We start from the raw sequence: 11,844 nt of genomic DNA, 5'->3' as shown, positions 1-11,844 counted from the left end.
GCCGCGGGTTGTCGCGCGGTGAAGCGGGCGGGCGCAGGCCTACACTGGGCTCGTCACACAGCCAAGGAGACACGGATGCAAGTCTTGCTCAACACCGACACCCACGTTGATGGCCGCCAAGGCATGGCCGCACACCTGGAGGACGTGGTGAAGGAAGCCCTCCACCGCTTTGGTGACCACGTCACGCGGGTCGAGGCCCATGTGAGCGACGCGGTGAGCCACGCCAAGCCCAACCCCGACGACATCGTCTGCACACTGGAGGCGCGCCTCACCGGCCTGCCACCCGTGGTGGTGAAGGACCACGCCGGCACGGCCCACCAGGCCATCCACGGTGCGGTGCTGAAGTTGAAACGGGCGGTGGCCACGGCGATCGAGAAGCAGGAAGACCGCCGCCATGGCCACGCCCCGGCCGACGCCACCGCCAGCAACGCGCCGGACGAGGCCCCCGAACTGCGCTGAGCTTCAGCGCCTCACCGAGACAGCGCCAGCTTCACGCCAAAGCCCAACAGGGCCGTGCCCGCGGCCCGGTTGAGCCACAGGCCCCAGCGCGGGTCGCGCCCGAAGTTCACGGCCAGGTGGCGCGTGAGCATCACCACCACCGTGCCATAGGCCAGCGTGAGCAGGGCGATGGTCACGGCCATGAAGGCAAAGGTCTGCCAGCCAGGCTGGGCCTTGGGATCGACGAAGAGCGGGAAGAAGGCCATGTAGAACACGATGGCCTTGGGGTTGAGCACGGTGATCACGAAGGCCTGCCGTGCGTACTGCCGCGGGTGGATGGTGATGACCGGCGCATCGCCTGCCTTGGCCCGCAGCAGCATGAACCCCAGCCAGGCGAGGTAGGCGGCGCCCAGCCACTGCACGGCAGAAAAGAGCAGGGGCGAGGCCTGCAACACCGCGGCCAGGCCGGCCACGGCCAACCACAGCAGGGTCTGGTCGCCGGCGATGACGCCCAGCGTGGCCGCCATGCCGGCGCGCACACCGCCCTTGCCGGTGGACGTGACCAGGGCAAGGTTGCCCGGACCGGGGATGGCCAGGAACACGATCACCGCGATCACGAAGGCCCCGTAGTCGGCCACACCGAACATCTCGCATCTCCTGTTTGTGGAGGGGAGATTGTCACCCGGCGGCAGAATGACGCCATGCCCTCCCCCACCATCCTCGTGCTGGCCGCCCACCCCGACCTGCGCCACTCGCGCGTCACCCGGGCCCTGATGCAGGCCGCGTCCACGCTGGGCCAGGTCGAGCTGGTCGACCTCTACGCCCACTACCCCGACTACCTGATCGACGTGCCCACCGAGCAGGCCCGTGCCGCCCGCGCCGACCTCATCGTCTGGCTGCACCCGCTGCACTGGTACGGCATGCCGCCGTTGATGAAACTCTGGCTGGACGAGGTCTTCACCATGGGCTGGGCCTATGGCTGCGAACGCCCGGCCCTGGCCGGAAAGGACCTCTGGCTGGTCACCTCGACCGGTGGCGCCGAAGCGGCCTACTCGCCCCAAGGCTACAACCGCTACTTCTTCGACGCCTTCCTGCCCCCCTACGAGCAGGCGGCCGCCCTGTGCGGCCTGCGCTTCCTGCCACCCCTGGTGCTGCACGGCGCCCACCAGGTCAGCGAGGCCGAACTGAGCGCGCACGTGGCCACCTGGCGCGCGCGCCTGGCCAGCCACCCCGACTGGCCCGAGATGGCCGATCTGGCCGACTGCCCGCTGTGCGCCATGCCCCCACACGACCGCCCCACCGACCCGAACCTGGCCTGAGCATGCAAGAAAGCCACTGGCTGCAAGCCACCCTCGTCTACCTGTGCGCGGCCATTGTGGCCGTGCCCCTGGCGCGCAAGTTCGGCCTGGGTTCCATCATCGGCTACCTGGCCGCGGGCATGGCCATCGGCCCCTTCGGGCTGGGCCTGGTCAAGGAACCCGAGTCCATCCTGCACATCGCCGAGTTCGGCGTGGTGCTCATGCTCTTCCTGATCGGGCTGGAGCTGGAGCCCGCGCGCCTGTGGGCCATGCGCCGCCCCATCTTCGGCTGGGGCTCGGCGCAGCTGCTGGGCTGTGCCGCCGTGCTGGGCGGTGTGGCCTGGGCCCTGGGCGTGCCGCCGGCCGTGGCGGTGATCGGGGCACTGGGCCTGGCGCTGTCGTCCACCGCCGTGTCGCTGCAGGTGATGCAGGAGCGCCACCTGCTGCCCACCCAGGGCGGTCAGGCCAGCTTCGCCATCCTGCTGCTGCAGGACGTGGCGGCCATCCCCATCCTGGCCCTGATCCCCTTGCTGGGCGTCAAGGGCCAGGCCAGCGGCAATCCCTGGCTGGAAGCGGCCAGGGCCGTGGGCGTGATCGTGGGCATCGTCCTGGTGGGGCGCCTGGCCCTGCGGCACGCCCTGCGCTGGGTGGCCCGCAGCCGTTCGCCCGAGATCTTCACCGCCGCCTCGCTGGCGCTGGTGGTGGGCATCGCCAGCCTGATGGAGGCCGTGGGCCTGTCGATGGCGCTGGGCGCCTTCCTGGGTGGTGTGCTGCTGGCCGAAAGCGAGTACCGCCATGAACTCGAAACCGACATCGCGCCCTTCAAGGGCCTGCTGCTGGGCCTCTTCTTCATGGCCGTGGGCATGGCCATGGACTTCCACGCCCTGCAGGCCAATGCCTGGCTGGTGCTGGGCCTGCTGGCCGGCTTCCTGCTGGCCAAGGGGGCGGTGCTCTGGGCCCTGGCCCGCGCCGTGAAAGTGCCGTTGGCCGAGCGTCCCCTGTTCACGCTGCTGCTGGCCCAGGGCGGCGAGTTCGCCTTCGTGGTCTTCCAGCAGGCCGAGGGCGCACGGATCATCGACGCCCGCCTGAGCTCGGTGCTGGTGGGCACGGTGGCCCTGTCCATGCTGGTCACGCCGCTGCTGCTGGTGCTGGTCGACAAACTGGTGCTGCCGCGCCTGGCCGGGCGCATCGCCACACCGCCCAACACGCTGGACGAGGCCGAAGAGGCGACGGTCATCATCGCGGGCTTTGGGCGCTACGGGCAGGTGATCGGCCGCCTGCTGTATGCCAACGGCCTGCGCGCCACCGTGCTCGACCACGATGCCGAGCAGATCGAGCTGCTGCGCAAGTTCGGGTTCCGCGTCCACTATGGCGATGCCACCCGGCTCGACCTGCTGCGGCAAGCGGGCGCGGCCACGGCGCGTGTGCTGGTGGTCGCCATCGACGACGTCGAGCAAAGCCTCCGGCTGGTCGACATCGCCCGCGAGGCCTTCCCCCAGCTGGAGATCGTGGCGCGGGCGCGCAATGTGCAGCACCATTACGCGCTGAGAGACCGGGGCGTGACACGGATCGAACGCGAGACCCTGGACTCGGCCCTGATGAGCGGGCGCAGCGTGCTGGAACAGCTGGGCTGGCACCCTCACCACGCGCGGCAGCTGGCGGCACGCTTTCGCCGCCATTCGGTGGCGCAACTCGAGCGCATGTGGCCTCATCACCAGGACGAGCAGGCCCTGGTCTCCATGGCGCGCCAGGGGCGCCAGCAGCTGGAAGAACTGTTTGCCCAGGAGCGCGAGACCGTGAAGGCACGCCAGCAAGACGGCTGGGGGCGCCACTAGCGCCTCATGGCCAAAGAGGCAGGGGTGCCACCCCCCAAAGATGGGCCGAAACATCCCACGTTTGATCGAGTCAATCGAATGACTGGCAACCCAAGGCCGTCCGATTCTGGTAATGTTGCGACGCAGCATTCAGCCATTTGACCGATACCGCCATGCCCATCACCTCGTCCCGCCGCATCCACGCCGCACAACAGTTCGTGCGTTTCGGCTATGGCGAACACATCGACGACAACTCGCCGTTCTCATCGGCCGAGTTCCTCACGCAGGAGCTGACCACCACCGAGGTGCAGGCGGTGCTCTCGGTCGTGCACCGCTTCAACGCCTTCTATGGCGGCCGTGTGGGCGGCGGCATCGAGCGCTTCCGCGGCCGGGTCAAGGGCTGGAAATTCGGGCGCAACGGCGGCCCGCTGCTGGTCGTCACCCTGCCCTACTGGACGCACCAGGTCGAAGAACTGCCGCAAGGCGGCAAGGTGGGCGCCCCGGTGCAGGACAGCGACCACCAGGCCCTGGTGCAGGAGTTGCGCGCGGTGCTGACCGAAGAGCTGGACGCACACCGCTTCGAAGCCCGCGACGACAGCGACCACGTCTTCGCCGCCTCCTGGGGTTGAAGACGCAGACCGGCCGGGGCCTTGGCGCTCAGGCCAGGGTCTTGGGGGTGCCTTCGGGGCCTGGCGGCCCGCCCCGGTGGGATTTGCTCCAGCTGTAGTCGGGTGGGAGCTGATCGCTCACACCGGGCAGACCCACGGCATCGCCCAGCTCGGTGCTGATCGAGACGTGGCCATTGAGGCGCTGGCCCTCGGGGGTCTTGTCCTTGCGGCGGGCCTCGGCGAAGGCGAGCGCATCCAGCAACTGCGCATCGGTGAACCCTTGCGCAAACGGCTGGCCCTGGCTCAACCAGTAGACGACGATGCCCATGGCCGCCTGCCCGCTCAGCGGTAGAACACTTCGACCGTGCCCTTGAGCTTGATCGTGAGCGAGCGGCCCTTGCGGTCGACCTTCTTGCCCACGGGCACCTTGATCCAGCCTTCGCTGATGCAGTATTCCTCGACGTCGAAGCGCTCCTTGTCGTTGAAGCGGATGCCGATGTCGTGCTCGAAAACGGCCTTGTCGTGGTGCGGGCTGGCCGGATCGATGGAGAGGTGATCGGGCAGAGCGGGTTTGGAGGTGGTGTCGTTCATGGGCGGCATTTTAGGCCAGGGCCCTTGCCCCACCGAGGCGCTATCCTTGCCGCCCATGTCCCAGACCATCGCCGCCCCGGTCCACAGCGAACTGCTGATCAAGAAGAGCCGTTTCATCGGCTGCGTGCAGCCCGTGCCCGACCGGGCCACCGCCCAGCAGATCGTCGCAGCCCTGTGGGCAGAGCACCCCACGGCCACCCATGTGTGCTGGGCGCTGATGGCGGGCGGGCAATCCGCGGCGGTCGACGACGGCGAACCCAGCGGCACGGCCGGTCGCCCCATGCTGGAGGTGCTGCGCCGCCAGGAACTCGAAGGCGTGCTGGCCACGGTCGTGCGTTACTACGGCGGGGTGCAACTGGGCGCAGGCGGCCTGGTGCGCGCCTACACCGACAGCGTGGCCCAGGCCCTGTTGGGCGCCACCAAGGTGACCCTGCAGCGCATGGCCACCCTGCACTGCCAGGTGCCCTATGCGATGGAAGGCTGGTTGCGACGCGAGCTGGAACAGGCGGGGGCCACCTTGCTGGAGGTGAACCACGCCGACATGGTCAGTGTGGGTTTCAGCGCGCCCGAACCCACCATGCCGACGCTGGTGGCCCGGCTGAACGAAGGCGGACACGGACGGGTGCGATGGCCAGACGATGGCACCGGGTCGGACTGACGCGCCCTCACGCCACGGGCCACAGCCCACACCATGAAAAACGCAGCGGCATCCTCGGCGACCCTTGTGGGGCCGTTGTGGAAGCTGCTGCGTTGAACCCGGATGGGAAGCCAGCACGAGGCTGGCGAAAGACCCCGGCTTGTGGCCAGGTCAGAACTTGTGGAGCACGCCCACTTGTGTGCCGCTGATGCGACGTCCGTAGACATCGGTGCCCGTGAAGTTGGGAGACAGGGCCGCAGACCCGAAGGCGCGGAAACCAGCGTTCGCCTCGTTCTGCATGCTCTCGAGCATGGCGTACACAGAGGTGCGCTTGCTCAGGTCGTAATACGCACCGATGGCGCCGCCCTTGGCCCCACGTTGCGAGTCGGAGGTGTCGACGATCTTGCCGTACAGCGCGCCCACACGCAGGCTGGGCGACACACGGTAATCACCCGAGATCTGCCAGATGTTGTAGTAGCGCGCGGCATCTGCTGCGGTGGTGGACGCGCCGCTCACCAGCGTGCCCGTGCCACCCAGCAGGTTGCCAAAGGCGGTGGCCGAGGTGGTGCTGACGTTGTTGCTGCGCACGAAAGCGGCATAGACCTTGCCCGAGCCGTAGTCGTAGTTGGCATTGAGGTTGTCGTAGCCAATGGTCTTGCTCACGGCCGCACCCTTGGGTGCCTTGGCGCGCACGCCGGCGTAGTTGGCCTTGAAGTCGCCGGCCGTGTAATCGACGGCGAACTGGTAGACGGCCTGGCTGCCCGTGCCCAGGGTGCTCTCGGCCGTGGCGTAATGGGCCTCGACCTGGAAGCCCGCAAACTTGGGCGAGATGTAGGCGATGTCGTTGTCCAGACGGGCCGGCACACCGAAGTTGTTCACGATCGAACCCAGGGTGCGCGCCGTGAAGTCCACATTGCCACCGCGTGTGAACACGGCCGTGTTCTGGCGCCCCAGGCGGAACTCGCCCAGGTCGTTCGACGACAGGCCCACCCAGGCCTGGCGGTCGAAGAAGCGGCTGGTCTCGGCCGAGGCGCCGGTGTCGGCCGACAGGCCGGTTTCCAGCGTGAACTTGGCCTGCAGGCCATCACCCAGGTCCTCCACGCCACGGAAGCCCAGCCGGCTGCGCATGATGGCGCCGTCCTGCAGCGACTTGATGCTCGCGCCCGAGCTGCTCTTCATGTAGTTGAGGTACTGGTCGATGCTGCCATACAGCGTCACCGAAGAGGTCTGGGCCGAGGCCGCCCCGACCCACACACCGCACAGGGCCACGGCCCCACACACTTGCTTCACGTTCATTGCTTTGTCTCCATCATCTTGGGCGCCATCCATGCGCCTTCACACACAGCGCCGCGCCGAGGGCTCGCGGCGCCACAAGCCGTCTTGCTTATTTGCTCGAGTCCCAGGACTTCGTGTCGCCCGTGCCACCGGCCACGGAGTACAGCGCCTTGGTGTTGCGGGTCTTCTGGAACGCTTCCAGCGTCTCACCACGCATGGCGGCATACACGTGCAGGTTCGAGACACCCACCACCGCGGCCAGCTTCTCCAGCACGAAGAAGATCGCACCGTGCTGGATCAGACCGCGCCAGTCGCGCGCCTTCACCATCGTGATCTCGGCATCGGTGAGGCCCCCTTCGCGCATGCAGCCTTCCTCGTCGGCCAGGAAGGCCTCACGCTTGGCCGGCACGATCAGATCGTGCAGGAAGCTGTTGAGCTTGTAGCAGCGCACGCTGCGATCAAGGTCGAAGGGGTAGGTGCCCGTGAGGCGTTCAGCCCCCGACAGCTGCGTGGCCATGTGGGCGCGGTGGCGTGCCACCTCGCCAGCCACCGGCTCACCCGCCAGGTTCTCGTAGACCGCGGTGGCGATGCCCGTCATGGAGGGCAGGTAGTAGCTCTGGTGCACCTTCTTCACCTGGGCCGACAGCGCGCCGCGCATGATCAGCCACATGATCACCTCGGCCCCTTCCAGGCCACCCAGCTCGGCAAACTCGGCCTGGGTCATCTGGGCCAGGCGCTCCGGATCTTGCTCAAAGAGTTCGAGGAAGCGGGCGTCCCATGCGGTGTTGTTGAAACCCGCGCGCTCGCCATGCACCTGGTGAGACAGCCCCCCCGTGGCCACGATCGCGACCGAGATGTCCTGCGGGAAGCTCTCGATGGCACGGCGCAAGGCGGCACCCAGCTTGTAGCAACGTCGGGCCGTGGGGATGGGGAACTGCAGCACGCCCACCTGCAGCGGGACGATGGGCAGCGACCAGGAGGCCTCGTCGTGATCGGCCAGCAGCGACAGGGGCGAGAAGCAACCGTGGTCCAGGCCCTTGTTCTGGAAGAAGGACATGTCGAACTCATCGGCCATCAGCGAGTGACCGATGTGACGCGCCAGTTCCGACTGGCCCTTGACGGCGGGCAGCACACGGGCACCGCCCCCCTCGTCGGCCACGGCGTAGGACTCACCCACACCCAGCGCGAAGGCAGAGTAGTGATCGAAGAAGAAGGACGTGATGTGATCGTTGTAGATCATCAGCAGCACGTCGGGCTTCTTGTCGTCCAGCCACTGGCGAACGGGTTTGAAGGACTCGAAGATGGGTGCCCACACCGGGTCGTTCTGCTTGCCCTTGTCGACCGCGAAGCCGATGGTGGGGGTGTGCGATGCGGCGATGCCGCCAATGATTCGGGCCATGTTGTGCTTTCAGTGAATCGGTTCGAATGGCTGGCGCATCAGGCCAGGGTTTTGACGCGTTGGGCACCGCCGATGGCCAATGCCGCCACCAGGGCTGGCACGGCCAGCAGCATCAGGATCGGGCCAAAGCCCCAGCCCAGGCCGAGCAGCAGGCCACCCACCAGAGAGCCCAGGATGCTGCCGAAGCGGCCCACGCCCAGCATCCAGCTCACACCGGTGGCGCGTGCGCTGGTGGGGTAGCAAGAGGGTGCATGGGCGTTCAGGCCGGTTTGCGCACCGCTCATGCAAAAGCCTGCCAAGGTCACCCACAGCGCCAGGGTGCCGGGCACGGCGCCGCTCAGGCCCAGCAGGGCCACGCAGGCGGCACCGCCGGCATAGGCCAGACCGATCACCTTGGTGGGCGAGCCCTTGCCCATCAGCCAGCCCACGACCACCGCACCCACGGTGCCGCCGATCTGGAACATGGCCGTGGTGTTGGCCGCATCGGCCATGCTCAGGCCGTTCTCCTTGAACAACGTGGGCAGCCAGCCGGTGAGCAGGTAGATCACCATCAGGCCCATGAAGTAGGTCACCCACAGCGAGCTGCTCAGGAAGCGGTAGCCCTTGGCAAACAGTTGCTTGACGGGGGCCTTTTCAACCGGGCCCGGCTCGGCACACATGAAAGTGGTTTCGCCGACGAAAGGCTGGCGCGACACCTTCTGCAGCACGTTGGCGATGCGCTGGGCGGGGTAGCCCTTGACCGCCATGAAACGGCAGGACTCGGGCAGCAGCAGCACCAGAATCGGGGTCAAGACGATGGGCACGATGCCACCAATCAGCAGCACGGTGCGCCAGCCGTATTCGGGGACCACGGCCGCCGCCAGAAAGCCCACCAGCGCCGAGCCCAGGTTGAAGCCGGTGAACATGATGGTGACCAACAGGGCGCGCGACCGCTCGGGCACGTACTCCGTCAGCAGGGTCGAGGCATTGGGCATGGCCGCCCCCAGACCCACACCGGTGAGCAGGCGCAAGATGGCCATCTCGGTCGTGCTGTGGGCATAGGCCGTGGCCACGGTGAACAGGCCAAAGGTGAACACGGAGGCCGTCAGCACCAGCTTGCGCCCGACCTTGTCGGACAGCGGCCCGGCGACCAGCGCACCGATCACCAGACCGAAGGGCGCGGCGCTCATGACCACGCCAAAAGCGGCCTTGGAGATATCCCATTCCTTGATCACGGCGGGGGCGATGAAGCCCATGATGGCCACGTCGACACCGTCCACGGCGACGATCAGGAAACACAGGCTCAGGATGAGCCACTGATAGGGCGACATGGGCCGTTCATTGATGAACTGCCGAACGTCGACGATCGAACTTTGCTTCACATTCTTCTCCACAAGGGCGGTGTTTCGGCTAACCTGCGCCCTGTCGTCGGACCAACGAGACAAGCATGCAGAGGGCACCGTGCGGAGCGAAGTCTAGGTAGCCGCCCCCTTGCGGAGAAGATCCGGCAACCTGGGCCGTGATAACTTTTCGGTATCGTAGAAAACCATGAAGCTGAATGCCTTGCGCGCCCTCGTGACCGCCATCGACACGGGCAGTCTCCGCAGTGCCTCCAAGAAAATGGGGGTCTCCCAACCGGCCCTGACCAAGATGGTCAGAGAGCTCGAAGCCGAGCTGGGCGCCACCCTGCTGGAGCGCTCGACCACGGGCGTGATCCCCACCGCGCAGGGCAAGATCCTGCACGCCCGCGCCACCGCGGCGACCAAGGAACTCGACGAGGCCGTGCAGACCATCGGGCAGATGGGGGGGCGCATGGTGGGCGAACTCAGCGTGGGCGCCGTGCCCCTGGCCCTGCTGCTGCTGATCCCGGAGACGGTGCGCACCTTCAGCGCCGATTACCCCGCGATCATGTTGCAGCTGCGCGAGGAGATGTACGTGGAGCAGCTCTCGCAGCTGCACCAGAAGTCGGTCGACGTGGTGGTCGGCCCCATCCCCAAGGACATGCGCGCCGGCGAATGCCACATCGAGCGCCTCATGCCCATCGAGATGGTGGTGGTGGTGCGTCGCGGCAACCATGCCGCCGCGCGCGCCAACCGGCTTGAGCAGCTCAGCAACGCCCGATGGGTCTACACCAGCCTGAGCGGACACACCGGCTACGTGCGCACCCTTTTCGAGCGACACGATCTGCCCGCCCCGCCTCCGGCCGCCATCGTGAACTCCACGCTGGGGCTGCTCTCGCTGATCAGCCATGGCGATTGCCTGGGCCTGATGCCCAAGGCCATCGCCCTGCACCCGGCTGCGGCGCCCTATCTGTCGATCGTGCCCTTGCAGGAAGGCCCGCTGATGCTGGAACTCGGCGCCATGGTGCGCAGCGAGTCCATGCTCAAGCCGATGGTGCGCAAGTTCCTCGCCCACCTGCACCGCGCGGCCACGCACATCGAGACCACCAGCAAGCAGGTCGGATTCGCCAGCGTGCTGGGCTGATGCCCGGCCTCAGGCACAGCCAACGCGATGCCCAAATCCGCAGAACATGGCACTTCGGTGATCGCCAAGGGCGGGCGCCTCCCTGGGAAGGGGTGATCACCTAAGGAGAACCATGAAAGCCAGGGGTTATCGCGGCCGCCTCGGCACCATCTTTGCCTCGATCGCCCGCATTCCTAGACTGATGTCTTCTGTCATTGGATCACCAGGAGACAAGCGATGTCGCGCTTCCCCCTCGCTGCCACCGCAGCAGCAGCCCTCTTTCTGACCGCCCTGCCCGCCGCCCGCGCTGCCGACGAGGTGGTGCTCAAGGTGCACCACTTCCTGCCAGCCGGCTCCTACGCGCAGCAGATGTTCATCCAGCCCTGGTGCGACAAGATCGCGGCAGAGTCGAACAAGCGCATGCGCTGCCAGATCTACCCCTCCATGCAGCTCGGCGGCACCCCGCCCCAGCTGGTGGACCAGGTGAAGGACGGCCTGGTGGACGTGATCTGGACACTCACCGGCTACACCCCCGGCCGCTTCCCCCGCGTGGAAGCGTTCGAGCTGCCCTTCATGATGCAGAGCCCCGAAGGTACCAGCCGCGCGCTGTGGCAGTTTGTGCAGCAGTACGCCACCGATGACTTCAAGGCCATCCACCCCATCGCCTTCCACGTGCACGGCGACGGCGTCTTCCACATGGTGCGCAAGCCCATCAAGACCCTGGCCGATCTGCAAGGCCTGAAGGTGCGCGCCCCCACCCGCCAGACCAACAAGCTGCTGGCTGCACTGGGCGCCACCCCGGTGGCCATGCCCGTGCCGGCCGTGGGCGAGGCCATGTCCAAAGGTGTGATCGACGGCGCCCTGGTGCCCTACGAGGTCGTGCCTTCGGTGAAGATCCAGGAGATCGCCAAGTTCCACTCCGAGACCGACCCGGCCGAGCCCGCCATCTACACCTCCACCTTCATGTTCGCGATGAACAAGGCGCGCTACGACGCCCTGCCCGCCGATCTGAAGAAGGTGCTCGACGCCAACAGCGGCGCAGACCTCTCGGCCCACATTGGCGCTGTCTTCCTGCAGGCCGACGCCGAGGGCAAGAAGCTGACCAAGGGCAACACGACCAACGTGATCCCCAAGGCCGAACTGGTCGCCTTCAAGGCCGCAGGCCAGAAGGTGACCGATGCCTGGGTGGCCGACATGAACGGCAAGGGCCTGAATGGTCAGCAGCTGCTGGACGGCGCCCGCACCCTGATCCAGAAGAACCAGCGCTGAGCCGCCCAGGCGCCTCGCCCTTTCCTCCCTCCCCTCTGTTGTGTGTCGTCGGCTTCGGCCGACGCAGGAGTGT

The 11,844-nt window shown here is 67.1% G+C and carries 13 protein-coding genes; 7 read left to right on the top strand and 6 right to left on the bottom strand.

Going from position 1 to position 11,844, the window contains the following annotated elements; genetic code table 11:
- Positions 1-75 precede the first annotated feature (75 nt).
- Complete coding sequence (locus tag QZ994_RS03105) at positions 76-459, top strand: HPF/RaiA family ribosome-associated protein (RefSeq protein ID WP_290868059.1); 384 nt, start codon at positions 76-78, stop codon at positions 457-459.
- 11 nt (positions 460-470) lie between these two features.
- Here QZ994_RS03105 and QZ994_RS03100 read toward each other — a convergent pair whose 3' ends face one another.
- Complete coding sequence (locus QZ994_RS03100) at positions 471-1,085, bottom strand: LysE family transporter (RefSeq protein ID WP_290868056.1); 615 nt, start codon at positions 1,083-1,085, stop codon at positions 471-473.
- Between the two features lie 54 nt (positions 1,086-1,139).
- Here QZ994_RS03100 and QZ994_RS03095 point away from each other — a divergent pair, with 54 nt between their 5' ends.
- The 3 genes from QZ994_RS03095 (at position 1,140) to QZ994_RS03085 (ending at position 4,179) form a co-directional block, all read left to right on the top strand.
- Positions 1,140-1,757, top strand: a complete 618-nt coding sequence (locus QZ994_RS03095) for an NAD(P)H-dependent oxidoreductase (RefSeq protein ID WP_290868053.1) — start codon at positions 1,140-1,142, stop codon at positions 1,755-1,757.
- A gap of 2 nt (positions 1,758-1,759) precedes the next feature.
- Positions 1,760-3,571: a glutathione-regulated potassium-efflux system protein KefC gene (gene kefC / locus QZ994_RS03090; RefSeq protein ID WP_290868050.1), complete on the top strand. Its 1,812-nt coding sequence runs from the start codon at positions 1,760-1,762 to the stop codon at positions 3,569-3,571.
- A gap of 152 nt (positions 3,572-3,723) precedes the next feature.
- Complete coding sequence (locus QZ994_RS03085) at positions 3,724-4,179, top strand: hypothetical protein (protein ID WP_290868047.1); 456 nt, start codon at positions 3,724-3,726, stop codon at positions 4,177-4,179.
- Positions 4,180-4,207: 28 nt separating this feature from the next.
- Here QZ994_RS03085 and QZ994_RS03080 read toward each other — a convergent pair whose 3' ends face one another.
- Both QZ994_RS03080 and QZ994_RS03075 read right to left on the bottom strand, forming a co-directional pair.
- On the bottom strand, positions 4,208-4,486 hold the full coding sequence (locus QZ994_RS03080) for a hypothetical protein (RefSeq protein WP_290868044.1): 279 nt from the start codon (positions 4,484-4,486) through the stop codon (positions 4,208-4,210).
- 14 nt (positions 4,487-4,500) lie between these two features.
- Positions 4,501-4,749 (bottom strand): DUF3297 family protein, encoded by a 249-nt coding sequence (locus QZ994_RS03075; RefSeq protein ID WP_290868041.1) that lies wholly within the window; start codon positions 4,747-4,749, stop codon positions 4,501-4,503.
- Positions 4,750-4,804: 55 nt separating this feature from the next.
- Here QZ994_RS03075 and QZ994_RS03070 point away from each other — a divergent pair, with 55 nt between their 5' ends.
- A complete protein-coding gene (locus QZ994_RS03070) occupies positions 4,805-5,407 on the top strand; it encodes a YigZ family protein (protein ID WP_290868038.1) in 603 nt (200 codons plus the stop codon).
- Between the two features lie 150 nt (positions 5,408-5,557).
- Here QZ994_RS03070 and QZ994_RS03065 read toward each other — a convergent pair whose 3' ends face one another.
- The 3 genes from QZ994_RS03065 to QZ994_RS03055 all read right to left on the bottom strand — a co-directional run bounded on the left by QZ994_RS03065 (position 5,558) and on the right by QZ994_RS03055 (position 9,370).
- Positions 5,558-6,682: a porin gene (locus QZ994_RS03065; RefSeq protein ID WP_290868036.1), complete on the bottom strand. Its 1,125-nt coding sequence runs from the start codon at positions 6,680-6,682 to the stop codon at positions 5,558-5,560.
- 88 nt (positions 6,683-6,770) lie between these two features.
- Positions 6,771-8,060 (bottom strand): gallate dioxygenase, encoded by a 1,290-nt coding sequence (locus tag QZ994_RS03060; protein WP_290868034.1) that lies wholly within the window; start codon positions 8,058-8,060, stop codon positions 6,771-6,773.
- 38 nt (positions 8,061-8,098) lie between these two features.
- On the bottom strand, positions 8,099-9,370 hold the full coding sequence (locus tag QZ994_RS03055) for an MFS transporter (protein ID WP_290868096.1): 1,272 nt from the start codon (positions 9,368-9,370) through the stop codon (positions 8,099-8,101).
- Between the two features lie 217 nt (positions 9,371-9,587).
- On the opposite strand from QZ994_RS03055, the gene QZ994_RS03050 reads away from it, so the two are divergent.
- Both QZ994_RS03050 and QZ994_RS03045 read left to right on the top strand, forming a co-directional pair.
- A complete protein-coding gene (locus QZ994_RS03050) occupies positions 9,588-10,523 on the top strand; it encodes a LysR family transcriptional regulator (RefSeq protein WP_290868032.1) in 936 nt (311 codons plus the stop codon).
- Between the two features lie 216 nt (positions 10,524-10,739).
- On the top strand, positions 10,740-11,771 hold the full coding sequence (locus QZ994_RS03045; protein ID WP_290868030.1) for a TRAP transporter substrate-binding protein: 1,032 nt from the start codon (positions 10,740-10,742) through the stop codon (positions 11,769-11,771).
- Positions 11,772-11,844 lie beyond the last annotated feature (73 nt).

The organism is Aquabacterium sp., from assembly GCF_021768455.1.
In the GTDB taxonomy this organism is placed as follows: domain Bacteria; phylum Pseudomonadota; class Gammaproteobacteria; order Burkholderiales; family Burkholderiaceae_C; genus Aquabacterium.
Note: the sequence above shows the minus strand (reverse complement) of the source record. Positions and strands in the feature narration are given on the sequence as shown.